27 protein-coding genes are annotated in these 23,882 nt (G+C 67.1%); 16 read left to right on the forward strand and 11 right to left on the reverse strand.

The features are described from left to right. Window positions 1-68: 68 nt before the first annotated feature. Together V9G19_RS10625 and V9G19_RS10630 are read left to right on the forward strand one after the other, a co-directional pair. Window positions 69-302, forward strand: coding sequence for a hypothetical protein (locus tag V9G19_RS10625; RefSeq protein WP_193487832.1), 234 nt, complete (start codon window positions 69-71; stop codon window positions 300-302). 20 nt (window positions 303-322) lie between these two features. Then, on the forward strand, window positions 323-598 hold the full coding sequence (locus V9G19_RS10630) for a hypothetical protein (RefSeq protein ID WP_235738055.1): 276 nt from the start codon (window positions 323-325) through the stop codon (window positions 596-598). A 163-nt stretch (window positions 599-761) separates the two neighbouring features. On the opposite strand, the gene V9G19_RS10635 is transcribed toward V9G19_RS10630, so the two are convergent. Further along, the gene (locus tag V9G19_RS10635) at window positions 762-1,070 is read right to left on the reverse strand and encodes a hypothetical protein (RefSeq protein ID WP_462285458.1); all 309 of its coding nucleotides are present in this window, start codon (window positions 1,068-1,070) and stop codon (window positions 762-764) included. A 108-nt stretch (window positions 1,071-1,178) separates the two neighbouring features. After that, window positions 1,179-1,760, reverse strand: a complete 582-nt coding sequence (locus V9G19_RS10640) for a TetR/AcrR family transcriptional regulator (protein ID WP_462285459.1) — start codon at window positions 1,758-1,760, stop codon at window positions 1,179-1,181. Between the two features lie 234 nt (window positions 1,761-1,994). On the opposite strand from V9G19_RS10640, the gene V9G19_RS10645 reads away from it, so the two are divergent. The 10 genes from V9G19_RS10645 (at window position 1,995) to V9G19_RS10690 (ending at window position 12,403) form a co-directional block, all read left to right on the forward strand. Continuing rightward, the gene (locus tag V9G19_RS10645; RefSeq protein WP_051562215.1) at window positions 1,995-2,444 is read left to right on the forward strand and encodes a PaaI family thioesterase; all 450 of its coding nucleotides are present in this window, start codon (window positions 1,995-1,997) and stop codon (window positions 2,442-2,444) included. After that, the gene (locus V9G19_RS10650; protein WP_193487829.1) at window positions 2,441-3,115 is read left to right on the forward strand and encodes a TetR family transcriptional regulator; all 675 of its coding nucleotides are present in this window, start codon (window positions 2,441-2,443) and stop codon (window positions 3,113-3,115) included. The genes V9G19_RS10645 and V9G19_RS10650 overlap by 4 nt, the downstream gene beginning before the upstream one ends. A 76-nt stretch (window positions 3,116-3,191) precedes the next feature. Next, window positions 3,192-3,617: a DUF6188 family protein gene (locus V9G19_RS10655; protein WP_069404066.1), complete on the forward strand. Its 426-nt coding sequence runs from the start codon at window positions 3,192-3,194 to the stop codon at window positions 3,615-3,617. Window positions 3,618-3,713: 96 nt separating this feature from the next. Further along, a complete protein-coding gene (locus V9G19_RS10660; protein ID WP_193487828.1) occupies window positions 3,714-6,824 on the forward strand; it encodes an MMPL/RND family transporter in 3,111 nt (1,036 codons plus the stop codon). A 26-nt stretch (window positions 6,825-6,850) separates the two neighbouring features. Then, window positions 6,851-7,096, forward strand: coding sequence for a hypothetical protein (locus tag V9G19_RS10665; protein WP_193487827.1), 246 nt, complete (start codon window positions 6,851-6,853; stop codon window positions 7,094-7,096). A gap of 178 nt (window positions 7,097-7,274) precedes the next feature. Beyond that, complete coding sequence (locus V9G19_RS10670; protein WP_012296238.1) at window positions 7,275-7,859, forward strand: recombinase family protein; 585 nt, start codon at window positions 7,275-7,277, stop codon at window positions 7,857-7,859. A gap of 57 nt (window positions 7,860-7,916) precedes the next feature. Then, on the forward strand, window positions 7,917-8,507 hold the full coding sequence (locus V9G19_RS10675; protein ID WP_012296239.1) for a hypothetical protein: 591 nt from the start codon (window positions 7,917-7,919) through the stop codon (window positions 8,505-8,507). A gap of 166 nt (window positions 8,508-8,673) precedes the next feature. Continuing rightward, window positions 8,674-9,201 (forward strand): hypothetical protein, encoded by a 528-nt coding sequence (locus tag V9G19_RS10680; RefSeq protein WP_012296240.1) that lies wholly within the window; start codon window positions 8,674-8,676, stop codon window positions 9,199-9,201. A 56-nt stretch (window positions 9,202-9,257) separates the two neighbouring features. Continuing rightward, entirely contained in the window at window positions 9,258-11,645 is a 2,388-nt protein-coding gene (locus V9G19_RS10685) for a hypothetical protein (protein WP_462285460.1), read from the forward strand. Further along, entirely contained in the window at window positions 11,642-12,403 is a 762-nt protein-coding gene (locus tag V9G19_RS10690; RefSeq protein WP_462285461.1) for a hypothetical protein, read from the forward strand. The genes V9G19_RS10685 and V9G19_RS10690 overlap by 4 nt, the downstream gene beginning before the upstream one ends. Before the next feature lie 11 nt (window positions 12,404-12,414). Here V9G19_RS10690 and mobF read toward each other — a convergent pair whose 3' ends face one another. The 3 genes from mobF to V9G19_RS10705 all read right to left on the reverse strand — a co-directional run bounded on the left by mobF (window position 12,415) and on the right by V9G19_RS10705 (window position 17,772). Continuing rightward, the gene (gene mobF / locus V9G19_RS10695; protein ID WP_220098403.1) at window positions 12,415-15,744 is read right to left on the reverse strand and encodes a MobF family relaxase; all 3,330 of its coding nucleotides are present in this window, start codon (window positions 15,742-15,744) and stop codon (window positions 12,415-12,417) included. Between the two features lie 319 nt (window positions 15,745-16,063). Then, window positions 16,064-16,507 (reverse strand): hypothetical protein, encoded by a 444-nt coding sequence (locus V9G19_RS10700; protein ID WP_462285462.1) that lies wholly within the window; start codon window positions 16,505-16,507, stop codon window positions 16,064-16,066. 1,067 nt (window positions 16,508-17,574) lie between these two features. Further along, on the reverse strand, window positions 17,575-17,772 hold the full coding sequence (locus tag V9G19_RS10705) for a ribbon-helix-helix protein, CopG family (RefSeq protein ID WP_036405108.1): 198 nt from the start codon (window positions 17,770-17,772) through the stop codon (window positions 17,575-17,577). An 89-nt stretch (window positions 17,773-17,861) separates the two neighbouring features. Between V9G19_RS10705 and V9G19_RS10710 the strand changes: the two genes are divergently transcribed. Then, window positions 17,862-18,245: a hypothetical protein gene (locus V9G19_RS10710; RefSeq protein WP_012296245.1), complete on the forward strand. Its 384-nt coding sequence runs from the start codon at window positions 17,862-17,864 to the stop codon at window positions 18,243-18,245. A gap of 22 nt (window positions 18,246-18,267) precedes the next feature. Here V9G19_RS10710 and V9G19_RS10715 read toward each other — a convergent pair whose 3' ends face one another. Further along, complete coding sequence (locus V9G19_RS10715; protein WP_012390411.1) at window positions 18,268-18,588, reverse strand: hypothetical protein; 321 nt, start codon at window positions 18,586-18,588, stop codon at window positions 18,268-18,270. Window positions 18,589-18,599: 11 nt separating this feature from the next. Continuing rightward, window positions 18,600-18,878 carry a hypothetical protein gene (locus tag V9G19_RS10720; RefSeq protein WP_012390410.1) on the reverse strand — a complete coding sequence of 93 codons (279 nt, stop codon included), beginning with the start codon at window positions 18,876-18,878 and terminating at the stop codon, window positions 18,600-18,602. An 82-nt stretch (window positions 18,879-18,960) separates the two neighbouring features. Here V9G19_RS10720 and V9G19_RS10725 point away from each other — a divergent pair, with 82 nt between their 5' ends. Beyond that, window positions 18,961-19,188, forward strand: coding sequence for a hypothetical protein (locus V9G19_RS10725; protein ID WP_012390409.1), 228 nt, complete (start codon window positions 18,961-18,963; stop codon window positions 19,186-19,188). 202 nt (window positions 19,189-19,390) lie between these two features. On the opposite strand, the gene V9G19_RS10730 is transcribed toward V9G19_RS10725, so the two are convergent. From V9G19_RS10730 to V9G19_RS10745, 4 genes are all read right to left on the reverse strand, one after another. Next, window positions 19,391-19,597, reverse strand: a complete 207-nt coding sequence (locus tag V9G19_RS10730) for a hypothetical protein (RefSeq protein ID WP_012390408.1) — start codon at window positions 19,595-19,597, stop codon at window positions 19,391-19,393. Window positions 19,598-20,073: 476 nt separating this feature from the next. Beyond that, window positions 20,074-20,466, reverse strand: a complete 393-nt coding sequence (locus V9G19_RS10735) for a hypothetical protein (RefSeq protein WP_012296247.1) — start codon at window positions 20,464-20,466, stop codon at window positions 20,074-20,076. Beyond that, window positions 20,463-21,269, reverse strand: a complete 807-nt coding sequence (locus V9G19_RS10740) for a ParA family protein (RefSeq protein WP_012296248.1) — start codon at window positions 21,267-21,269, stop codon at window positions 20,463-20,465. The genes V9G19_RS10735 and V9G19_RS10740 overlap by 4 nt, the downstream gene beginning before the upstream one ends. A gap of 121 nt (window positions 21,270-21,390) precedes the next feature. Beyond that, window positions 21,391-22,161 (reverse strand): Abi family protein, encoded by a 771-nt coding sequence (locus tag V9G19_RS10745; protein ID WP_012296249.1) that lies wholly within the window; start codon window positions 22,159-22,161, stop codon window positions 21,391-21,393. 442 nt (window positions 22,162-22,603) lie between these two features. Between V9G19_RS10745 and V9G19_RS10750 the strand changes: the two genes are divergently transcribed. Together V9G19_RS10750 and V9G19_RS10755 are read left to right on the forward strand one after the other, a co-directional pair. Continuing rightward, window positions 22,604-23,425 (forward strand): RNA polymerase sigma factor, encoded by an 822-nt coding sequence (locus V9G19_RS10750; protein WP_012296228.1) that lies wholly within the window; start codon window positions 22,604-22,606, stop codon window positions 23,423-23,425. Beyond that, window positions 23,422-23,862: a hypothetical protein gene (locus tag V9G19_RS10755; protein ID WP_012296229.1), complete on the forward strand. Its 441-nt coding sequence runs from the start codon at window positions 23,422-23,424 to the stop codon at window positions 23,860-23,862. Before V9G19_RS10750 ends, V9G19_RS10755 begins: the two co-directional genes overlap by 4 nt. Window positions 23,863-23,882 lie beyond the last annotated feature (20 nt).

A 23,882-nucleotide genomic window follows, 5' to 3' on the forward strand; every position in this document is an offset into this window, starting at 1 on the left:
TGTCCCCTCGGCTCGACAGACGGGCCGAGGGGACACCAGACCGACCCACTTCCGAAAGGCGAAATCCCATGATCCGTACCACCGTTGAAGCCCTCGGCGGCGCGCAAGCCGTCCCCAGTGAGCTGATCCCGGTCCGCGAACTGCATCAGCGTCTGCTCAATCAGGTGACCACCAGTGGCGGCAACGTCGTCCTGGCCGACACCGCCGGCAAGCCCGCCGCCGTTGTCATGTCCCTTCAGCGCTATGAGCAGCTGCTCGACGAGCTGAACACGCTGCGCCGCATAACCGCCGACAACGCCTGATGGCGGGGGAGGGGCATCACGTGCTGACCGCCGACGACGTGCAAGCTCTCGACCGACGCGCGCGCGAGGTGGGAGGCGTTATCGGCTGGGATCTGCAGTTCGTCGTCGCCCCCAACGCGGAGTACGTCGGTCTGGCGGCCGGCGGCGGTGCTGAACACGCTGACGAGATCATCGTCCTCGGCCCCAGCCGGATAACCGATCTTGCCGTCCACGAGATAGACCTCGCACTCGACGCACTCCAGCGCGGCGAACGGCACATCATCCTCGACGAAGACGGCGATCCCCGGCTCATCTGAACAGGCGGGGCGTTCTTTTCTAAGGCTCGCCGTCGGACCCGCATAGCCGTTCCCGCGCAGCTAGGCGTTCACCATTGGCGGTGTCGCCGACGCCAGCTGGGCGTAGCCGACATCGAGGTCATCCGGGTCGGGCTCGGCTTCCACGTGAATCATCACTTCGACCTCATTTTGGGGGAAGGCCGTAGCGGGCGCGGATCTCGTCTTCGCCGAACGTGCGGCCGGCGGCGATGTCGGCATCTGCTTCTCGTAGCGTTTCGCGGAGACGCGCCACGTCAACGGATGGATCATCGAAGGGCCAGTCGTCAAGATCATCAACAGGCCAGTCGTCCTCGGCAGACGGCTCATCGCGGTCATCCGGGATACCGAGGTCGGGCCGTTGACGCACCGGCGCGGGGGAGCAGCGGCCCTGCACCACCCCGGTATCGCTGCTCTCTTCCGTCACCTTCGCAGGATAGGCCGCCTCCTCGAACACGGGGAGCTAGCCGCAGTTCGCCAACCGTGCACGATCATGATCCAGAGCAGTAAAGATGTTCGGATGGCTCAGAGCGACCGCATCTCCGCGATGTCGCTCTGGGTCCGTTCAGACGACTTCGCCTACGTCTGCGGGGGTGGCGGCTCTGCGGTGGGTTGCGAGGAAGTTGTCGATGAGGGTTGTGCAGTCCTCGCGCGTGATGGTGCGCAGGCCGGTCATGCGTGCGAATGCGAGGGGTCCGACGAGTTGGCAGATCGCGAGGTCGCGGTCGATGTTGCCGAGTTCGGTGTGGGCTTTCGAGCTGGTGAGGATCGTGTCGAACGGTTGGCGGTACTGGTCGACGACGCGGGCCCGCAGCGCCCCGGATGCGTGACTGTTGTCGGTCTCTTCTTTGGCGCCGGTGGGGCCGAGTGAGAGCCATGCCAGGGTGGTGACGTGCAGCGGGGCGTCGTTGAACAGGGCGGCTTGGCGGCTGAGCAGCTCGATCAGCTGTTCGCGTAGGGAACCGCTGGTCGGTGCTGGTGTGCTTACCTGCGGTAGTAGCCGCTCGAAGGTGGCAGCCAGCAGATGCGACGAGCTCTGAAAATGCCGATAAAGAGTGGTACGGGCCACCTTGGATGCCTTGGTGACGGCATCGATGGTGACGGCCTCGACCCCTCCGGTGCTCAACAGTGTTGCCGCAGCATCCAATAGTCGATTCCGTGACCGGATCCGCCGCGGATCGATGTCGTCATCATCGGGCAGGGAGGGCTGATTGCTGTCGCTCACGGGTCACCTCGGCGGTCGATTTAGGCGATGTCGCACCGGAAAGTCTAGCAGTTGTGGTACTACCAGTATCGCAGCGAAACTTGAAGTAGCGGGAGTGTTTTCGTGTCAGATCGTGCGGCGCCGTCGGAACGGCTGCCTTCTCATACCCCGACCTGTATGGGGTGTGGCCCGGACAATCCGCACGGCCTGCACGTGGAGGTCTACCGCAGTGCGGATTCGGTGTATGCCGATGTCACATTCGACGAGCGCCACATCGGAGCCCCCGGCCTGGCGCACGGTGGGGCCGTCGCCGCCGCCTGCGATGACGTGCTGGGCTTCACGCTGTGGATCGCCGGCACGCCTGCGGTGACGCGCAGTCTGACGGTGGAGTATCTGCAACCAGTGCCGCTGCACCGGCCCCACCGGATCACCGCGCACATCAGCGCCCGCGAGGGCCGGGCGCTGCACGTCGCGGCGACCGGCACCTGCGAAGGGGCCACCCGGTTCACCGCGACGGCCGTATTCATCGTGGTTGATACCGCACACTTCGCCGCCCACGGCGATATCAGCGGTTTCGGGGAGATCCTCGAGCAGTTCTCGCGCCGCGGCGGCGATCACACACCATGACCGTCACCAGCGCCCGAGCGAGCGACGCGCCTACCGGGCTCGACGAGGAGCATTCGGTTGCCGATCAGGTTCACACAGCCGGGGTGCCACGTTCGCGCGTCTCGGCCCGTCGTCGCGAGGCCATCATGGATGCCGCCCTGGCTATAGCTGCCACCGGCGGGTACGACGCGGTGCACATGCGGACGGTCGCCGAGCACGTCGGCATGGCCGTGGGCACGCTGTACCGCTATTTCCCGGCCAAAACACATCTGCTGGTCGCGGCGCTGAGTCGAGAATTTCAGCGTCTCGACGTCGCCGGCAACTGGACAACCGGTGCCGGCACACCGCGGCAGCGATTGGAGCGACTGACCAGCCACCTCCACGACCGGTGGCAGCGCGAGCCGCTGCTGACCGACGCCATGACCCGGGCTTTCGCCGCGGCCGACACCCGCGCCGCCGCGGAACTTGATTCTGCCGCCGCAACGATCCACACGCTGCTGGCCCGCACCCTCAGCGCGGGCGAGCCGACACCGACACATCTGGTTGTCGCCGGCCTCATCTCCGACATCTGGCTGGCCAACCTGCTCGCCTTCATCAGCGGGCGGGTGTCCGCCGAGGAGACCCGTGACCGCATCGACCGGGCCGTTCATCGGCTACTCGACAGCGCCGCCGCGCACTCCGAGGAACCGTAACGATACTCCTAGTATCGCAGCGATACCTGCCGTACCCTTAGGGGTGCGACTCGATGATGCGTCGAAGGAGAACGCCATGTACACCCAGTGGATCGAAGATTGTGTCGTGCAACGGGTTTCGGTGCGCGACGGCTTGGTACTCGACCTGGACGACTACAACGAAGTCGTCATCTCGCGCCCCCTGCTGCTCACTCTGCCCGCAGCAGATCGCTTTCCCGCCGAGGCAGTCCTCATCAATCCCTTGCAGATCTCGGTCTACGAGCGCCCGCTGCTGAACCTGGCCGGCGCAGTGTGCACCCAGGCCTGGTCCGGTGACGACGGAGGGTTGCACCTGGGCTTCTCCCGTGGTCACCGCATCGACGTTGATCCCGACGAGCAGTTCACCGCGTGGGAGCTGTACGGCAAGCGGCACGGGTACATGGCCTGTCTACCGCACGGGCGTGTCCGCGTGGTCCGACACGACATCCCCGAAAGCGACGACGCCAACATCGTGAACCGATAAGCCCCCACCGCGCGCAGGCCCCATCGACTATCCGATGTTCGCTACATAATGTAGCGTAGCGATACCAATAGTATCGTTGATCGTTTAGGGGGTTTGGTGACCGACCGCACGGCAGGCTCCTCGGTAACACCGGCCCGCGCTGCCCGGCGCGAGACTCCCGCCGATCCCGCACGCAGCCGCGAATACAGCGCCCGGCTCGCAGCGTTGGGACGATTCACTGTGCGGCACAAAGCCTTGACCATCGGTGTGTGGATCGGCGCCGCGATCGTCTTGGCGCTGCTGTTCCCGCAGCTGGAAACGGTGGTGCGCCAGCAGTCGGTGGATTTGATTCCGCGCGACGCCCCGTCGCTGCAAACGGTGGAGCGGCTGAGTACCGCCTTCAACGAGCAGGGGTCGAAAACCATGCTGTTCGTGGCCATGGAAGACCCAGCCGGGCTGACCCCGGCAAGCCAACAGCGCTACGACCGCCTTCTGGAACGACTGCGCGCTGACAGCGAGCACGTCCTGTTGGTGCAGGATCTGCTGGCCGATCCGGTCACCAGAACCCAAGCCCTCAGCGCCGACGGCCAATCCTGGTACCTGCCGGTGGGAGTGAGCGGCACGCTAGGTGACCCCACCGCCGCCGAATCCGTCCAGGCGGTGCGGGACATCACCGCAGAAGTGTTCGCCGGTTCATCCACCACCGCGCAGGTGACCGGGCCGCCGGCGACGTTCAGTGACATGATCGCCGCCGCCGAGCATGATCTGCTGTTGATCTCGATCGCCACCGCCGCCATGATCGCGCTGATCCTGCTGATCGTCTACCGGTCGGTGTTTACCGCGCTGCTACCGCTGCTGGTCATCGGGCTGAGCCTGGCCGTCGGGCGCGGCGTCCTGTCCGCGCTGGGCGAGATGGGCATGCCGGTCTCACAATTCACCGTCGCGTTCATGACCGCGATCCTGCTCGGCGCCGGCACCGACTACACCGTGTTCCTGATCAGCCGCTACCACGAGCAGCGCCGCGCACAGGTGCCGGCCGAGCAGGCCATCATTCACGCCACCGCCAGCATCGGCCGCGTCATCCTGGCCTCCGCCGCCACCGTGGCCCTGGCCTTCCTGGCCATGGTGTTCGCCCGCTTGAGCGTGTTCGCTGCCCTAGGCCCCGCATGCGCCATCGCGGTCCTGTTCGGTTTCCTGGCCACCGTCACCCTGCTCCCGCCCGTGCTGGCACTGGCAGCTAAACGCGGTATCGGTGAACCCAAATCCGATCGCACCCGCCGGTATTGGAACAGTGTCGCCGTCGCGGTGGTGCGCCGCCCGGTGCCACTGCTGATCGTCAGCCTCGTCATCCTGCTCGCGCTGTCCGCGGTGGCCGCGACCATCAAAATCAGCTACGACGACCGCAAAGGCCAACCCGCCACCACCGCCAGCAACCAGGGCTACCAACTGTTGGACCGCCACTTCCGCAAAGACGTCGTCATCACCGAATTCCTCGTCGTCGAGAACCCCACCGACATGCGCACCGGCAAGGGACTGGCCGATCTCGACGAAATGGCCTCCCGCGTCTCCCAGGTTCCCGGTGTCACCAAAGTCTCCGGCGTCACCCGCCCCACCGGGGAGCGCCTCGATCAAGCGCAACTGGCCTGGCAGAACGGTCAGATCGGAGACAAGATGGCCGGCGCGGTCGCCGACGGCAACGCTCGCCGAGACGACCTCACCAAGCTCACTGACGGCGCCGATCAACTCGCCGGCGGACTGGCCCAACTCGACACCACCGTGCGCACCGCCTTAGCCCCCCTGGCGGGCATCCTCACTCAAGCCCAATCCGCCGGCGCTCAGGTCAACCAGTTCCGACCGCTGCTGCAACAACTCTCAGCGACCGCCCCTGCGGTCGATCAGGCCATTCAAGCCGGCCCCGGCCTACGCCCCCTGGCCGACCAAGCGCAACACGCCATCACCACCTTGGACCCGCTCGTCGGTGCTCTCAACACCTCGCCGTGGTGTGCCACCACACCCCAATGCGCCCAGATCCGCGATCAAGTACAGATCCTGATCACCCTGCGCAACAATGGATTCTTCACCCAGATCGCCGACCTCGGCGACCGCTACAACCCCGCCAGCAATGCCACCGTCGCCGGCACCCTCACCACCGTCCAAAACGCCGTCACCTCGCTGGACAACGCTTTCGGGGCGCTGGGAAACCCCGCTGATCTGGCCGGCAACCTGCGCCGCCTCCAAGACGGGATCGGCCAACTCGCCTCCGGAGCCCAAGCGTTGGCCACCGGTGTGCGCACCCTGGCCGACAGCAACATCGAAATGCTCTCCGGGATGAGCCAGATCGCCACCCAACTCCAGAACTCTGCACGCGCCGCCCAGGACTCCGACTCAGCAAGCGGTTTCTATCTGCCGGCCAACGCCTTCGAGAACCGCCAATTCACCGACGTCGCGAAACAATTCCTCTCACCAGACGGCAAAACAGCACGGTTCATGATCGAAACCAGCTACGACCCCTACAGCGTCGAGGCCATGGACCTCGCCCACCAGATCACCGACGTCGCCAACGCCGCGCGCCCCAACACCTCCCTGGCTGAGGCCACCGTCTCGGTCGCCGGCTTCCCCGCCGTCAACTCCGACATCCAACGATTCCTCTGGGCAGACTTCGCCCAACTGGCCCTGGCCACCACCGTCATCGTCGGCCTCATCCTGGTGCTGCTATTACGAGCACTACTGGCACCGATCTACCTGCTCGGCACCGTCCTGCTCAACTACCTCGCCTCCATCGGATTCGGCGTCCTGATCTTCCAATGGATACTCGGACATGAAATCGCTTGGCCCGTGCCTCTATTGGCTTTCATCATCCTCGTCGCCGTCGGCGCCGACTACAACATGCTGCTCGTCTCCCGACTACGCGAGGAATCCGGACCCAGCATCCGCGTCGGAGTGCTGCGCACCGTCGCCAACACCGGCGCCGTCATCACCTCCGCCGGCCTGATCTTCGCCGCCAGCATGTTCGGCCTCATGGTCGGCTCCGTGGCCATCATGATTCAAGCCGGCCTCATCATCGGCTTCGGACTCCTACTCGACACCTTCCTCGTACGCACCCTCACCGTGCCCGCCATCGCCACACTCCTACGCGAAGCCAGCTGGTGGCCCCACCGCCCGCAGCGACGCCCCAAACCCTCCCCGTCGCCGCAACCGTCCCCACGACCCATCGGGGCTATCCAATGAAAACTGTCCTCGCACTGGGTCTTCTCATGACCGCCATCGCCACCCCACCCGTTGCCGTCGCCGACGAGAACAGTTACGTGCAGCGCATCGAACCCCGCATGGCACAACTCACCCGCGACCAGATCCTTACCGAGGGCTACAGGGTGTGCCAACTGACCCGCAGCGGTCACGGCTCATCCGATGCCATCCCCATGGTCACCAAAGATCTCGCCGTCTCCGTGCCCGCCGCCGTTGACATCATCGCCGCCGCCGTCGTCGAACTTGGCTGCTGAACCATCACAGATAACCTCGGCTCGATACCCGCCAGCGGCTTCTCATTACTAAAGAAACGAGACGGCCCTACGTGGTCCACGCTGCGGTGGGATAACGCCAGGTCGCGGCGTCTCCTTTCTTGTCTCACACGGCGTGTCTCACATCCTCGATGTCGGAGGGCAATGAGACGGTAGCGGTGTGACAGCGATTCTCGGGTACGCGCGGGTCAGCACGCTGGGTCAGGACCTCGATGCGCAGCTCGCCGCGCTCGCCGCCCAAGGCGTCGAATCCGGCCGAATTTTTACCGACAAGCTGTCGGGTACGGTGAACACCGTTCGGCCGGGCCTGGCGGCCCTGCTGCATTACGCCCGCGAGGGCGACACTGTGGTGGTCACCGCCATCGATCGGCTGGGTCGATCCGTCGCGGAAGTAACCCGCACCATCGCGGATTTGGGTGAGCGCCGAATTCTGTTGCGCGCCTTACGTGAAAGTGTGGACACCGGCACACCAACAGGGCGTGCGGTGGCCACCATCATGGCGACGCTGGCTGAGCTCGAACTCGAACTGGGGCGTGAGCGCCGCGCCGCCTCGCGCGACTCCCGGCGAGCCCGCCAACTGCCGGCTACCAAGCCGGCCAAACTGACCCCTGAACGTCAAGAACAGCTGCGCCGCCTCGCCGGCACGGGCGAACCCGTACCCGAACTTGCCCAAGCGTTCGGAATCAGCCGGGCGACGGCCTACCGCTACCTGGCCAAACTCAGTTCCCAGTCAGGAGTCGCGTGATGACCGCCGACGATTTGCACCCCTCCACTCACCTGCGGGCCGCAGCGTGGGTCCCCGATGACGTCGAAGATCGGGCCGTGGGAAGAAGCCATCACCCTGGCCGCCGACTGGATTTGGGAACGCAGTCGCGAGGAGGATCTAGCGCCGCTGCTGGTGAGCAACGCGCAGAACGCGGCGAGCTTTGGTTATGCCGACCTCGACGAGATCATCCGAGCGGGGGGTCACGCCACACCGCAGAGCCGTAGCCGACCCGATCGCGGTCCGGTACTGACGTTCGTGCCAGACGAACGGTCGTTGCACTTCGCGATGGGCTTGGCTCGGGGCTATTCGCTTGCTGTCGTCGAGGGCTCCACGTCCTTAGCCGAATGGGCTGCTGGCGCGGCCGCAATCAACCTGCTGACCGGACAGGTCACAACGTCCCAAGTCGACGATGATGTCCGCAAAGACCTTGACTCCGTCATCTTCTACGGCGGTCGTAACGGCTGGACAGGGGCAGATGAAAAGGCGCAGGTGCGACGGTTTCTGAGCGATCACATCGGCGGCGGCCGACTGACTCCCGATCAGGCCGCTGCGTATGCCTTGTCGTCGCAGTCGGTGTCCGACCGCGGAGCCAAGCGCCTGCGCGAGCTGCTCAGCCGCAATCGGTGATCACCATGCTTAAGTGCGTCTAAAACCGTCATTTTATACACACACCACGTGACGTTCGCTGAATTGCTCGATGTTGCCTATAGGCGACATGAGCTGCGGAAACTCGCGGGTTTGAATGTGGCTGTGGCTGTGGCTGGATGTCTGTCGATCGCGATACGGTCGTTTCATGACGATGGGGTATCGGCGGCCCCACCGCACCGGGGTGGCCGTCGCAGCGACCGCGCTAGTGATCGCCGCTGGTGCAGCGGTGACCAGCGGCCTGGCGCTGGTGCGCCCCATCGCCCCGGCTCAGCACACGGTCAACGTGGTTGCACCCCCGCCAGCCGCTCACAGCAGCAGCGAGACGCAAGCCGCGAAGGCTACGGCATGTGCTGCGTGGGATCGGGCCGCACGGTCGACGGCGTTGGCGAGCAAGTCCAGCGCCGAGGCGCTGGAGCAGAGCTGGACAAGCCCAAAGAGTCTCGCCGCATTGGCCACGGAGAAACGCACTGGTGTGGCTGCGGTCTCGTATCTGCGTACGCAGCTGTCTGACGCCACACCAGCTTCAACGGCGATACCGCTGCATGAGTGGATGTCGGCCAACATCGACATGCTCCACGCGCTGAACATGCGGCATTGGGACGACGCCGATCGCCAACTAAAACGCGGCAACGATCTGACGGATGTCCTCACGTCTGAGTGCGGGTTGCGCTGATGGCGGCCGTCGGGAGTTCTGCCGGTTCGTATGGGCGGCTGATCGTCACACCGGACATGGAACCGCCCGACGCCTCGCACTGGGACGCCCAGGAGCAGGCCTACCGGGCCAGCGCGACGGCATGGGACGGCATCCACCAGAAGATCGTCACCGACAACGCAGCGTTCCGAGATGCCGCTGACTCTCGGGGCTTCGACGAGGCGCACCGGGCGGGTGCGGTGTTGGCCGAGGAGGCCAAGACGATCGCCGAGTGGCACGACAAAGTGGCCAACAAGTGCGCCGACATCGCCACCGTGTTGCGTGACACGCGCGCCGGTCAGGAGCAGCTGATCCGCGAGGCCGATCCCAAGATCGCCGCCGCGAAGCTGCCCGGCGAAGCCGAAGCGCTCGTAGCTCAGTATCACGGCATGGCCAGGTATCAGACCGAGGCAGGCGTTACGGCCGCGATGGCCGCGCACACCTCGTTCAAGAAGAGCAGCGAAAACGTCAGAGCGCTAGACCTTTTGACCAAGTGGGGCGATGTACCCGCTGCACCTCCCGCGCAGCCCCTCGACAACCCATCGCCCGGTATCGAACAGGACGAAGACCCTCGCCGCTATACCGAGAAGCCGAAAGCCGGGGCCGACGCACCCGAGCCTGTGGCAGACGCACCAACAGACAAAGCCGGTACCTCCGTCACGCAACCGGGGGTGTCCCCTGGCGCCGACGCGGGGACGGGCAAAGCGGATGTTGGCGATGAGGGACTCGCGACGTCGAGTCCGGTCACTCAGCCGGGGATGACTCCTGCGCCGCGGCCGGCGGCGGCGTCGCCGCTCGGCGGCGGTGCGCCGTCGATGAGCGGATTGGGCAGTGGTGGCGGTGGGATGGGTTCCGGTGGCGGGATTCCGAAGATGCCCGGCGGTCTGGGAAGCGGCGGCATGCCGGGGACGGGCTCTAATCCTCTGAGCGGCGTAGGCCAAATGCCCGGCGCGGGAAGCGGATTGCCGAATGCTGGTGGCCTCCCTACGGCATCGAACGCGGGGGGCGCGTCGCCGTTGTCGGCATTCAATCAGGGAGCAGCAGCGACGGCGGGCATGGGCGGCGGGATACCACCTGCGCCGCCGCCGGCACCGGCGAGCCCGTCGCCGGCTCCGTCGGCCGGTGGGCATGCGGCACCGGCCGCAGCCGCCCCCGGCGGGGGTGTGTCGCCGGCCGCGGCGCAGCCCGGTGTGGTGGCCCCCGCCGCCCCTGCCTCCGCACCTACCGGTGTAGGTGTGGGGGCCGGTGGGGGTGCGCCGATGATGCTGCCGCCCGGTTCGATGGGACCGCCAGCCGCAGCCATTCCACCCCCTGCGGCGACCGTGCCCGCGGGCACGGTCGGTTCGACGAACACAGCCCCGGCGGCGCCCACGTCGGCCGCAGCGGGCGCGGCCGCCGGCCCGACACTGATCCCGGCCAGCGTGGTCGCTGCGGGCCAGACCGCGGCCGCCCAGGAGCGCCGCGAGTCCGCCGACGCCGCGGCGGCCAGGGAGTTGGTCTCGAAGCTTCAGCACGCCGCTTACCTGGCGGGCAGCCCCATGACGGGGTGGGCGGTCGGGGTGTTCCGCTCCCCGAGCGGCACCGAGATCGTGATCACCACCAACGACGGAGCCGGTTACATCCCGGCGGGCGTGTTCGTTCCGCGCTCCGTGCGGGTGTTGGCCACAGATCCTCTGGTAGACAACGACTTCCGGCAGTTGTGGTTCGGTTGGGCCGATCCCGCCCAGATCCTCGTCGAGTACGCCCAGCTGCGCGCCCAGTGGGGCTGGCGACTGGTCGCCGCTGCGAGCACGCTCCCGACGCCCGCACTGAGGGACGCGGGGGTCGAGCATCCGCCTGCATGCACACGGGAAACCAACCCGCTGCTGCAGCCCGGTGTCCAGGTACCCGCCCCGGTGCTCGACGACATGCACGCGCATCGGCTGGCGCTGCTGTGGCCCGAGATGTACCCGCGGCTGCTGCGCATCATGGACGCCGACCCGATTTATCAGGACCGGATCGTCTCCGCGGTGACCGCGGCGCTGATCCGTGCGGCAACGTCGCAGGCCCAGCCTGTCGATATTCCCGACGCGGTGCGCCACATCTGGGAGATTCGCGGCGGTGACCGCGAGCCCACCACGCAGCAATGGGCTAAGTACAACGCGGAAGCCCAGATCTTCAACGGCACCACTGCCATGACCCGGCCCGCGTTCATGACCGGCGGGGCCGGCCATCCCCGCGATTACAGCGAAGATCTGGCTGTCTACCGGGCGCACTGGCTGGTTGCGCGTACCGCCGAACACATCGGCGGCTGGGCGGCCCGTCCGCTGCCGCTACCCGACATGTGTTATGGCGCAGTTCTTTCCGGCGATACTGAGTTGTCCGACATGATCGTCAGGGCCTTGGTGAGCGTCGAAGAGGACCTCCACTACGAGGCTCCTCGGTGACGACACCAGAGGACGTGGACGGCGCAGCCTGGAGGGTCGAGCTGGAACGCTGGCACGCCGAGTTGGCCAACACCATCTACCAAGCCTCCCTGTGGGCGCGGGAGTTCCACGTGCGTACCGGGGATCGACTCCGGGGCGATAGCTCGGCACCACCGAGCTATCCGCTGCTCGGGTACGCCGAACGGCTGGAGACGATCGGCGCAACGCTGAAGATGGTGTGCGCGAACGCATCTTTGAACCCTCCGATACCGAGGTGGGATCGCGCGACGCTGAGCGCACCGTCGCCGATCCGGGTACCGGGCCGCGACCCCGATTGGCGAGACGCCGACTACTTCGAGGGCGGCCGATATCTTCTCCTCATCCGCCCAAGCGCTCCGACTTCCGATATTGTTACCGCGCAACAGCATTGGCGCACTGCACTCGGATTCGCCGCACCGTCGGTGCTCGAAAGCCATCTGGGGATACCGCAGCTCGCCGTGTACGCGGAGCAGGCCCAGGGACTGTTCGACATCGCCCATGACACGATTCGTGTGGCTTTCCGAGACAGCGTGGCCGCCACCTACGGCCGGATATGGGCGACGTGGCCCACTTCGGAAGACAGCGAGCGGCCTCTGCTGATGTGGTTGAGAGAGCTTGCGCAGTTCGGCTGTCCGGTCGACGAATGCGAAGCGGTTCTCCGCGATATCGAGGCGGTCGATCCTCAGGCCGTGGCGCGCTGCCGCGAGGCCGGCGCATGGTGGCGACTGGACGCAGGCTGACCGCCGCCGCCTCAGTCGAGTTCGAGGCCGTATCCCTGGTCTCTGGTTCGTTCTCGTCCACGGTCGCGGTGGGGTGGGTTGAGGATGCGCCAGCTGCGATCGGCGGCGGCGCGGTGACTGTCCGCGAGTGCCGCTAGTGCGGGGTCGGCGACATCCGGTGTGGGGCGGGCGTTTTCAGACCAGGGTAGGGCGAGTCCGTCGAGGAGCCGGCGGCCGGGGCCGGGCTCGCCGCTGTCGATGAGCAGGAGCCGGCCGCGGGCGGGGACCAGGGCGGTGGCCACCGCCGCGAGATGCGCCGGGTCGGCGGCCGCGGCGTCCTCGACGACGACGACCTCCCTCGGCGATGGGGGATGGGCGGTCAGGCGTTCGGCGAACTGGTCGAGGCGACGTTGGTCGGGACGGGAGGGTGCGGCGGCGATCTGGACGTAGCGCCGGTCGGTGCCGGCGGCGGCCTGGCGCACGGTGTCGGCGAGGTCGGGGGTGTAGCGGTCGGCGGCCAGTGTGGTCACGACGTAGGGAGCCGAGAGCGCCACGGCCACCGGGTCGCTGCGCTGCTGCGAGGAGGGCAGGGGGGTGCCGTAGCGGTGGGTGGCGGCCAGGACCTCGACGAGCGCCCGGTCCGAGGCGTGCGCGCTGCGGTCGTGGGCGGCGTGGCGGTCGATGCGGTGCTCGCGGCGCAGCCGCGCGGTCACGGTGCGGTGGTGGCGGCGCAGGTCGGCCACCTGGTCGGGAAGTCGGTCCTCGTCGGCCGCGGCGGCGGTGATGGTGGCGGCGCGGTCGTCGCGGCCCAGGACGCTGCGCAGTGCGGTCGCGGCCTGCGCCGGGGTGCCGCGGCGTGCGGTGTGGACACCCGTGGCGATGGGGTCGGCGTGTTCGTGGTCGGCTTCCCCGGCTCGGGTGTCGTAGAGGCGCACGGTGTTGGTGTGCCGGCCGCGGGTCAGACCGACGTAGGCGATCGAGCGGGTCGCGGCCTCGGCCGAGAGCAGGGTGTGGCAGGTGTCGGCGGTGACGCCCTGGGCGGCGTGCACGGTCACCGCGTACCCCAGATGGGTGTACTGGCGCAGGTAGTCCCCGGATAGGACCGCGACCGCCCTGTCGTCGAGACGCCGCGCCGCGATCCGCCCCGCGTCGGGGTCGACGGCGAGGACCTCCCAGCGTTGGCCGTTGCGAATCGGATCGGCGTCGGCACCACGGTCGGTGCGGGTGGGGATGTCGGTGGTGTTCTGGCGGGTGATCACCACGTCGCCGGCCGCGACGCGGTGCCCGCGCGCGGCGGCCACGGTGGGCGCATCGTCGCTGATCCGTTCGGAGTGGATGCGGATGTTGAGGGCATCGGCCATCTCCCACCGATCGGCGATGAGCAGACCGTCACGGCCGGCGGCGACGTCGGCCGTCCAGGCCGCTACGGCGTCATCGGCCATGGTGACCTGATCCCCGATGTGCAGCCGATCGTGGCGGCGGTACCAGCCCACCGCGCGGCGCAACGCCGCCGGCCCACCGTCGCGGACCGCCAGTGAGGCGTTGCGCTCGTCGTGGTCGTGCATCCGCCACACCTGCGACAGGCGTTGCGCCCACGGCAGATCGGTGACCAGTTGGGCGAAGGTGCCGCCGCGTTGCGCGACCGGTGCGAGCTGGTGCTCGTCACCGACCAACACGACCTTCGTTCCGGCGGCGGTGGCCCTCTCCAGCAACCGGCGCAGGTGTTGGGTGCCGACCATGCCGGCCTCGTCGACGACGACCACGGTGTCGGCGTCGAGGACCTCTTGGCCGCGCTCGAGGCGGCCCAACAACGCGTCCAGGGTGGCCCCGTGATCGCCCGCCTGCTCGCGCACCGCCACGTCGACCGCACGCCCGGTGGGAGCGGCCACCAGAACGCGTTTCCCGGCGTCGTGTGCGGCGGCGCGCAGCGCTCGCAGTGAGTGGGTTTTTCCGGCCCCTGCGGGGGCGCTGAGGGGCTGTACGAGCCGTTCTGAGGTCGCGATGGCTGTGACGGCGCGGGCCTGATCCGGCGACAGCCCAGCGGTGTCCACAGACGGCAGAACCGCGGCGCTGTGGCGGCGGCCCATCACCTCGATGATGGCGCGTTCTTCGGCGACCAGATCGGCGGCGGTGTAGCGGATCGACCCCTCCCGTTGGTGGGCGGCCCGCTCGTCTCCGATGCGCAGTGCCACACCATCGGCGAGGCGCTCGATGACCTCTCGTGGCGACGGTCCATCGGCGTCGTCGACCGGCATCCGCGCGCCGATCGCCTCGATGAGATCCGCGCGTGTGAACGCCGCCTTTCTCAGGCCGTGCGACACCGCGCGACGCACCACCTCCGCGTAGTCCACACCGGCAGCCCGACGCGCATCTCGCGCAGCCTGCTGGACGGTCTCGTCGACCCGAAATGTGCGGGTGTCATCGGCCCATGCGACACGCAGCGACGCCCATGCGACACCTTCGGGTTTCCGTGGCCGTGTGGCCTTCTGCGCGGTCGCCAGCTGCGCAGCCGAAAGCTCGTCGCACTCCACCCGCAGATGCCCGCTGGCCCACTCGCGCAGCTGTGTGGAGCGTGTCGACCACGACCGCAGATCCCCGCGATCGGCCCCGGCGATGTCGGCCATCCCGGTGTGCGGATCGACGTCGTTCCACTCCACGCCGATCGAACGCGTCAGCTCCCGCCGCAGTGTGGCCTGATAGATGATCCCGGCGGCCTTCGCTTCGTGATAGAGACTCGTGCCGTCCAGAGACACCAGCCGCCCATCCGCGCGGGCCTGCCGGTTCGGGACCAACACGTGGGTGTGCAGATGCGGGTCCCCGGCCCGCGAGGTTTCGTGCTGAAAACCCGCCGCCACGATCCCCGGCAACCGCACCAGATCCTTCTCACCCGTGCGCGGATTGTGCACACGGGTGTAGCCCCCGTGTTCGGCCAGATACTCCATCGCCTCGGTGATCGCGAAGGCGTGCGCATCCGCGACCGCTTTAACGGTCACGTCGTTGCCCAAACCACGCATCAACGACACGCTTTTCGGGGCACAGAACGTCAAGTCATAGCCGTGCACACCGGCCCGCTTTTGGAACGCCCGACCACTGGCTCCGCACGGCGATTCCCCGTCGTCCAACCAACGCGTCACGGCGTCCAAATCGGCGTTCTCACCGGCGCGGCCGGCGCCCGTCAAACCCCTCGCCGCGGTCGTGTCCCGGCCGGCGGAAAACCACACCGGAAGCCGCGTCTCGGACTCGCTGTAGTACTCGCCCAAACCCCCACCGGCAGCCCGCGATTCGAGTGCCGCCGCGGCCGCCGAACGCGCGGTGTCGACGTAGTACGCCACCGACCACGCCCCGAGCTTGGCGATCGTCAACACCGAACCCTCACGCCTCCCGCCAACGCGACCACCACCGACCTCGCGGGAGCGCGCCCACGGCGCGCTCCCGCCCAGCCTCGCACACATTGTGCAAATGTGCCATATCGTTACGGTGGTAGAGCAGTACTGAGGGTCAGGGGTGGGTTGTGAGAGCGCAGCGGAGATGCGATGAGCGGGCGAAGATGGAACAGCGAGAGGGTGGGGAGAGAAGCGGGAGGCAGTGCGGAAGACGTGAGTGAGAAGCGACGAAGAGGGCGCTGGTGCGGGTGCTGAGAGTCGCGTCTGGCCGCAACGTCAGCGCGCCGGTTCGCAACCACTAGGTGCGTCGTCGAACCGGAACGTTCAACGGTGCGCGCTCCATCGCGTCTCCGCGGACGGCGCGGTGGTCTGCTGCGAGTCGGTTCATCGCGCCGCCGTGCCGTGTCTGGACCGCCAGCCGGATGTCGCGCCGCGACGACGCGGCGGGCGTGCTGCTGGTCTGGTCCTCACGGCTGAGTTGGGCGCGCTCGGTGAGCACTCGGCGGATCTCTTCTCGGGCGGCGGTGATCCGGGCTCGCGCTGCGTCGGTGAGCACCACTGGGCGCGGCGTCTGGTCGATGCTGCCGGCCTTTGTCGGGGCCGTGTCGGGGGATGTCCAGGACAGCCGTCGCAACCGGCTGGCGAGGAACGCGCCGGGGTTGGCGATGTGGTCGGGCCAGGTCGTTCCTCGGGCGCGCATGTCGGCGTTGAGGGCGTCGTTGACCGCACGCGCGGACCACACCGCGGGGTCGATGCCGACGCTGGTGAGTGCATCGCAGATGGCACCGATGTGGGCGCGGTCGAGACCGTGGGTGAGCGCGACCAGTCCAGCGGCCAGTTTCTGGGTGGCCAGCGGTCGCGCGGTAGCGCGCCGCGGCCGTGCTTGTCGCGTTTTGTCGCAGCTTCGGATGGCGGGCGCGCTCGCGCGCCCGCTTGGTGAGTAATTCCCTACGGGAGAAGAACAACCAACACCGCCTGACGGCGGTAGGTGGAAATCATGCACAAGCGGTGGCGTCACTGGACGTACTTCGCGACGCGGCACCAGGTGGTACACCGAGGGTCTGCGGCCGACGCTGGGAGTGCTTGTCGAACCGTGGCCCCGCTGCGCCTCCACGGCCCATCTGGAGACCCTCAGCACGCGCCACGCGGCGGTCACGGTGCGCACGTCACACCCCACCCTGTCGGCGATTGTCGCGCGGGTGACCGCGACGTGGCGGCCGGTGCCGTGATCGGCGTGCTCGGCCATCACAGCGGCGATCGACAACAACGTGGCCGTGGTGATCGACACCCGCGCCTCAGCGCACAGCGCGCCGAACGCCGGGGAGTGCACCCACCGCGACAACCCGTCGAGCCAGCCCGCGCGACTGGTCCACATCGGCGCAGACGGTGCGCAAGAGCCCGCGCGCGTCACCCACTCACGGCGACGCTCATGCGCCAGTGCCCGCACCACATGAGGGCTGGGAGCAGCAGGGGCTACAGCAGCGCCGAGCGGCGTCGGCCAAGCACTGTCCGCCCGACGTACGCGGGCGTTCAAAAGGTCACGGTTTGCGCACCGATCGCGCGCCGAATCTGGTGCAGCTTCGAGGCGTGCGCTACCGTGAGACTTGCCTATCAAGCAAAGTCCCTTCGGGGATATCGGGTGCGGACCCGGAACCGAGCGCCAACTCGGTTCGAACCCCCGACAGGGGCCCCGCTAACGCGGGGCCTTCGTCATGTCAGCGGGGTAATCCGCACACCAGCTATTCAGATGTCACGTATGCCAAGACCCCCTAGCTCGTCCAGCAAGGTCTGAGGCCTTTGGCGGGTGAATCACATCGCCAGCGGCAGAACCTCCTTGTCGAGTTCGCGAACAGCCTCGGGCCGCCCGACCGCGATAGCGAGCAGGTCGGCCGAAAGCTGGCTGACGCTTGTGCCGCGTTCGGCGGCCATTTCACGAAGCCGGGCGTAGACGGATGCGTCAGCGCGAACCTTGATCTGCTCACGCGGACCTTTGTGCGGTTGGGCCATGGCCCTGATCCTTACGCAAAAAGGTCCATGTACCTGGTACCGACACGCGCACATCCCGTCCCTCCTTTCACACGGCTACCGTTCGAGTGGTGATCGACTCACTGGAACTGGAGGCGGCCATCGCGACGGTGTACGCGGCCCAGCTGCCGATCCCGGTCTGGTGGCCGGCCGAAGCGCGGGCGGCGTTCATCGAGGAGTACGCCAGCGAGGCGGCGTGCCTGGTGCTCTCAGAGTTGGACGCGATCAACGACCGGATGAGCGACTGGACGGCCCGATCACAAGTCAGCGGCGCGGACGAGTCCACGATGATCGCCTCGGCGCAACAGGTTCTGCTCGATGAGGCCTGCAGCGAAGTGCAGTACGACCTGACCGAGATGATCGCCAGCAGGAGCGCACAGTTGATGGCTGAAGCTGTCTTCGACCACAGCCCGCCTCGCGCGCAGCACCACGTGGTGTGGCCGGTCCAGCGCTGAACGAGCCAGCCCCAGACCGGGCCTACGGCTCGAAGTGGGAGCGGAAGCCTTCGAGCCAGTCCGCCCGCGCGTGGCCGGTGAGATGGCCTGGAACCCATGTCTCGGCGGCGTCGGGGCTGTCTGCGTCGCCGCTGGCCACCCGTTCGTGGGCTTCGAGGTAGCCGGCGACGTGCATGTCATCGGACTGGGAGAAGACGGCTTGGATGGTGTCCAGGTTCGTCGTGAAGTCCCGGTAGGCGGCGCGGCGCTCGGCGTCATCGGTGTAGTCACCGCCGTACCGCTGCAGCCATGCCTGCCAGTGCTCGGTGGAGCCTGGCTTCGGCGGCGGCGAGGGTGTGCTCATCAGGGCCGACTTTAGGCCGCCGCGCCGACGACCAGCGCGGTACAGCGTGGGCCGCCGAGCATGTCCAGGATCGGGGCGCCGGTCGATGCGGGCTCGTAGATCACCGACCGCAACACCCGTTGGAAGGCGAGATCCACTGCCGGGGCGTCTTCCAGGAGCAGATCGAGGAGCTTTTCTGCGGCGGGGGTGTTGAACGGATTGGCTGTCAGCTGCGCGCACAGCGCACGGACCTGGGACGCGAAGTCCCGGACCGCACTCACGTCGTCTTGGACCGTGCCGAGGGTATCCATGCCACCACTGTAAGAGCGTGCGTGCATACATGCAAGCAACTTGCATGTAAACTACTTTTAGACGTGCATGTAGGATGCATGCATGCCCGATTCGGCTGGGGATGCGCTCGACGGCGGTGCGCCCGACGCTGGCGGTAGCGCGCTGCCCTTGCGTAAGCGACAGCAGAAGGTGCCGTTGAACACCTATGTGCGGCCAGGCACCCAGCAGCGCGTGGAGGTGTTGAAGGACCGCGGGTACGCGGTCACCGACATCGTGGATGCGGCGCTCAACGAGTTCTTGGACCGTGCCGGGGTGCCCCCGTCCGAGTAGCTCGCCCCCGGAGCCTGGCCAGCACGTTCCCCGCCCGGCTTCCTCGTACTGGCCCGTTTGCGCGGTGGGTGGCGGCTGTCCAGGCTCGACCGCAGGTCGACCGCGCAGCGGCGGTTACCGGCCTTGACGACCACCACCCACCGTTTCGCCACAATCGAGGCCGAGGAAGCCCGCTCCCCTCCCCGTATGCGGCGGTGGGCGCTCACGGTCGTCGCGCGGACGTGATGATCGTGGCTACCGCTTCGATGCCCACGCCGACGATGGCGCCGATCGCTCGGCCGACTTCGCCGATGGTGACCTTGCAGTCGGGAATGCGGGCCAGGTAGCCGGCGAGCACGCAGATCGCCAGACCCAGCACCGTGATGGCCACGACGATGATCGCCACTGCGATCAGGATGGATTCGCTCATTGGGCGTCTCCTGGTTCGGTGGTCAGGAGATGGCTCCTGGAGCTGGCTGTCGTCCCGCTCTCTTCTTGTGCGCTGGCACAGCGTGCTTTACAGGGCACTGGCCGCACCTTTCTCGTCGTGGTTCCGGTACACGGGAAGTACCGGCCCTAGAGCTGGTTTCCGTCGTGTGGCGTGGCGGCAGTTCTAGGTCTCGCCTGAGCAGGTATAGACCTGCGGGGTGCAGCGGCCGATTGCCGAATGCACGGCACCGCGAGAAACGGGTTGTCAGGGGTTGGTGTCACGGCCTCTAATGACCCCTTGGGGGCCGGAATCCCGACAACTCGTGTGGTTACGGTCAGATCACAACAAGAAAAACGCAGGCTGAAGCACGTTCCCGCGCGGGGGCGGGCCTCAGCGGATGAGCTGGAGCGTCGTCGAACGAGAGAATCAAGACAACTTTGCGTCAGCCCTTAGAGGGGGGCGGCGCGCGCCCGCCCTCAAGGCATGCGGTCGTTGCGGTCCGGCTTTGGAATGCCGGCGTTGTCGAGGTAGCGGTTGATGGCCTCGTCGACGGTGTCGGTGATGACGTATCCGCGGGCCTTGATCCATTCGAGCCGCGCGAGGGTTCCCGCGTGCAGCTGTGTGGCGAACGGACTCTTCACCTTGCGGAGACGGGCTTTCAACCGAACCGGCTCGGCCTGCCGGGCCTCCTGCTCACCATCGGGTGGCGTCGCCACGGGCGCGGGCGGGATATCGGTGTTCTGCGGCTCCGGCGCGGCCGGCGCGGTTTCGTCGGCGGTGACCCGTGCGGCTTGGGCGCGTCGCTCTGCGCGCGACAACGGCCGGGTGGAGCCGACCTGCAATCCGGCGGGTTTGGATGCGGCGTTCATGCTGCGTGCCGCCTTGCCGCGATACGCTCTGCGACCTCGCGGTAGGCCACCGCCGCCGTGCTGGTCGGGGCGTGCACATTGACCGGCACGCGTTTGCCCTTGGCCTCCACCACCCGCACCGTGTGCGGGATCTCGCCCAGATAGGCCCCGCCGTCAGACCACTCCCCCCAGTCGGCACGCAGTTGACGACGTACGTCCTTGCTCGCCTTCGGGTTGCCGTCGAAGTCGGCCAGCAGCACGTACCGGATCTCCACGTCTGGGTTGAGCGTCTCTTGAACGTCGAGGATCGAGTTGCCCAGCTCCACCAGGCCGTCAACCTCGTCGGGGCCGGCCTTGAGGACGGCCAACACGTAGTCGGCCGCCGCGAGCGCCGCGGTGGTCAGCTCCCCCAATGCCGGCGGGCAATCCAGGAGCACGAAGTCGTAGCCCTCGATGTCGTCGAGCTGGCGCGCTAGCCGCAACTGGCCGCCCGATCCGAGCCCGGTTCGCTCGAGCTCCTTGAGCGCGAGATGACCGGGCGCGACGTCGATACCGAACTGCGTCGGAACGATGACCTTGGCCAGCGGGACGCGCATCGCCCGGTCCGGGTGCAGAACCTCGTACATGGACGCGTCCTCGGCGTCGAGTTCGATGCCCAACCCCTTGGTGCTGTGCGCCTGCTGATCCATGTCGATCACGAGGATGCGCAGACCCATCGCGGCCAGGTTCGCGCCGAGGTTGATCGTGGTGGTGGTCTTGCCGACGCCACCCTTCTGCAGCGCCACGGCCAGGATTTCGCACTGCTTATCTGCCGAAACGGTCATGACAGGAAGTCTATCAATCTGCATGCAAACATGTCTACATGCATACTTACATGTAAGAAAGCATGTATGTATGCATGTGCTGTGGTCTCGGAACCTGCGGTGGTGTTGCCCCAGGGGAGACTCACGGACGTGTGGCCAGCAGGGTGGTGACCTTGGTGTTGTTGACGATCCACTCTGCGAGGTTGCGGTCGATCATGCGAGTGAGCTTCATGTAGGCCTCGACGCCCTCGGCGGCGGTGAGACGGTTCGGCTGCTGTTGACCCGACCGTTGGCCAGGCAACGGGAATCCGTTGTGCAGGGGTTCGTGGTGGGCGACCCGGTTGCGTAGGACGTTGACGGTCTTGGCGACGGAGTGAACCCACGTCCTGGTGAAGCTCGCATGGGGGCTCGGGTCGTTTCGTGCTTCGATGCGGCCGCCGGGGAATGCGGAGCGCAGCGTCGATCGCCATAGCTGCTCGTAGTCGGCGTGGACGCGGCGGGGCTCCCGGCCGGCGTAGCCGCCGGCATCGAGAAGGTTGACCCACATTCCGAAGGTGCACTGCGCAATCACTCGTCCAGGTGTCGATGGGTGGCCTTGCCGAGGATTACGGAGGTAGCCCCACGCTCGTTCGACCTGCTTCATCGAGCGGTCATCGAGGGCGATGTTCTGGTACCACTCGGGTCCATAGGTGCTGGTCAACGCGTTGTGTAGGGCGTTGCGTAACGCCACTTCGACGATGGCCAGGTCCGCGAGGACGGCTGTCGAAAGGTCACGGTCCCAGACGTAGAGCTTGCGGGCACGGTCGGCGTCTTGGCCGGCGGCGTTCAGATAGGACGCGTAGCGCGGGGTCGATATGGCTCGATCGAGCGCAGCGGCGCGACGCGCTTCTGCTTGCTGGGGGGTTTCTACCACTGGACTCCTTTTCGTGGTCCGAGGTAACATAACTGGCAGAAGTCCCCGGACACCGCCTCTCTGGCCTGGAGCCATGACGCGGCCGGGGTTTTTCATTGGGGCCCCCCACCCGCGCCTCACGCTTCTGTCGATTCACCCGCGGGGGCTCTTTCATGCCGGACACGGGCGAACCGACCTCATCACGCGAGGGGAGCGCCGCACATTGGCGGTCCAGCGGCCCGCCAACTGGGACCACTCGCGGACCCAGGGGCCGTCACCAGCCCTCTTGTGTATGCGGGGGATTGTCGGCTCGACCTGGGACAATGGTGACAGCACGGCCCGCTACCGCTTGCCTGGAAAAAACTTTCTCCAGGTTTCAGGGGTTCGCGGTACGCGCGGACTTAAGAGGAAGCGACAACCGTAGGGATCGGTTGTCTCTTTCTCGCCTCCTGGAGATGTAGCCATGGATCGACCGGCACGCCGTCCCGGCCCGCCCGTTGATGCCGCGCGCTTACAACCGGACAACCAGGGCGACATCCAGGGCGTCGACGAGGGCTTGGTCGGCACCTGGCTCGATGACCCTGACCTGGCCGCCGAACTTGCCGACGAACTGGAACGACTCCGGCGCCTTCAAGCCGATGAGGAACTGCTGCTGACGCTGCAGTTGGAGCAGTTCACCGGCCGGCTGTGGGAGCGGTTCTCCCGCGAGCTGACCCGCTACGGCCTCGGCGTGCTGCGCGCCTGGATCCGCCACGGCACCATCTACGGCAAGGCCAAGGCGCTGACCGGCTACGGTCTGGGCCGCATCGAGGGCTGGCCCGACGACCAGACCATCGACGACATCGCCACCGACACCGTGGTCGCCGCCCTGATCTACTTCCGCGACAAGGTGCTCAAGACCCACCGCTGGCAATCCTCGGGTGGGGCGTCACTGGGCACCTTCTTCATCGGCCAGTGCCTCTATCAGTTCGCCAACATCTACCGCAGCGCACTGCGGGCCGAGAAGGAGCGCATCCGGGAGGCCACCACGCCGACGGACGAACTCCCCGAAGACCGGTTCGACGTCATCAAGGGCATCGAGGAGACCATCGTCGCCAACGACACGGTGGCCGAAGCGATGGCGCTGCTGACCACCGACCGGGCGCGCCGAGCACTGTTCCTGCAGGAACACGGCTTCACCCAGCGGGAGATCGCCGACAAGCTGGGGTTGCGCGACGCCAAGAGCGTGGAGAACCTCCTCGGCCACCAACTCCGCCAACTCCGAAACCGAAAGAGGACGTCGTGACCACCATCAAGCACCTCACCGCACTCATCAACGCCAGCTCGTTGGGCACCCGCACCGGGCGAGTAGCCCGCCGGTCGGTGACCGCCGCCGAAGGCGACGCCCTGGCCCGCCGCGCCGCCGAGAGCGGCCAGGGGCACGACGATTCCGAGAAATTCAGGGGTCGAGCCGACGAGCGCACTTATAGACCGGTATCCGGCTCAACACCGGGCCGGACAAACCGAAAGGACAAGACAATGGCCAAGGGACATCACCGCAGCGCGACCACCGGTCGCTACGTCAAGGCGTCCACCGCGGCGCGCAACCCCAAGACCACGGTCACCGAACGGGGCTCCAACCGCAGCAGCGGAACCCATCACCGCAGTGCCATCACCGGCAAGTTCGTGAAGGGCTCCACGGCCGCACGTCACCCCAACACCACAGTTACCGAACGCGGTTGAGCATCAACCGGATTCGGCGG

The organism is Nostocoides sp., assembly GCF_037045025.1.
GTDB lineage: Bacteria > Actinomycetota > Actinomycetes > Actinomycetales > Dermatophilaceae > Nostocoides_A.

Coding starts and splice junctions, on each gene's coding strand:
- V9G19_RS10625 (WP_193487832.1), top strand. CDS start 69: ATGATCCGTACCACCGTTGAAGCCCTCGGCGGCGCGCAAGCCGTCCCC.
- V9G19_RS10645 (WP_051562215.1), top strand. CDS start 1,995: ATGGGGTGTGGCCCGGACAATCCGCACGGCCTGCACGTGGAGGTCTAC.
- V9G19_RS10650 (WP_193487829.1), top strand. CDS start 2,441: ATGACCGTCACCAGCGCCCGAGCGAGCGACGCGCCTACCGGGCTCGAC.
- V9G19_RS10655 (WP_069404066.1), top strand. CDS start 3,192: ATGTACACCCAGTGGATCGAAGATTGTGTCGTGCAACGGGTTTCGGTG.
- V9G19_RS10665 (WP_193487827.1), top strand. CDS start 6,851: ATGACCGCCATCGCCACCCCACCCGTTGCCGTCGCCGACGAGAACAGT.
- V9G19_RS10675 (WP_012296239.1), top strand. CDS start 7,917: ATGACGTCGAAGATCGGGCCGTGGGAAGAAGCCATCACCCTGGCCGCC.
- V9G19_RS10680 (WP_012296240.1), top strand. CDS start 8,674: ATGACGATGGGGTATCGGCGGCCCCACCGCACCGGGGTGGCCGTCGCA.
- V9G19_RS10685 (WP_462285460.1), top strand. CDS start 9,258: ATGGAACCGCCCGACGCCTCGCACTGGGACGCCCAGGAGCAGGCCTAC.
- V9G19_RS10705 (WP_036405108.1), bottom strand. CDS start 17,772: ATGGCCCAACCGCACAAAGGTCCGCGTGAGCAGATCAAGGTTCGCGCT.
- V9G19_RS10715 (WP_012390411.1), bottom strand. CDS start 18,588: ATGAGCACACCCTCGCCGCCGCCGAAGCCAGGCTCCACCGAGCACTGG.
- V9G19_RS10720 (WP_012390410.1), bottom strand. CDS start 18,878: ATGGATACCCTCGGCACGGTCCAAGACGACGTGAGTGCGGTCCGGGAC.
- V9G19_RS10725 (WP_012390409.1), top strand. CDS start 18,961: ATGCCCGATTCGGCTGGGGATGCGCTCGACGGCGGTGCGCCCGACGCT.
- V9G19_RS10730 (WP_012390408.1), bottom strand. CDS start 19,597: ATGAGCGAATCCATCCTGATCGCAGTGGCGATCATCGTCGTGGCCATC.
- V9G19_RS10735 (WP_012296247.1), bottom strand. CDS start 20,466: ATGAACGCCGCATCCAAACCCGCCGGATTGCAGGTCGGCTCCACCCGG.
- V9G19_RS10740 (WP_012296248.1), bottom strand. CDS start 21,269: ATGACCGTTTCGGCAGATAAGCAGTGCGAAATCCTGGCCGTGGCGCTG.
- V9G19_RS10750 (WP_012296228.1), top strand. CDS start 22,604: ATGGATCGACCGGCACGCCGTCCCGGCCCGCCCGTTGATGCCGCGCGC.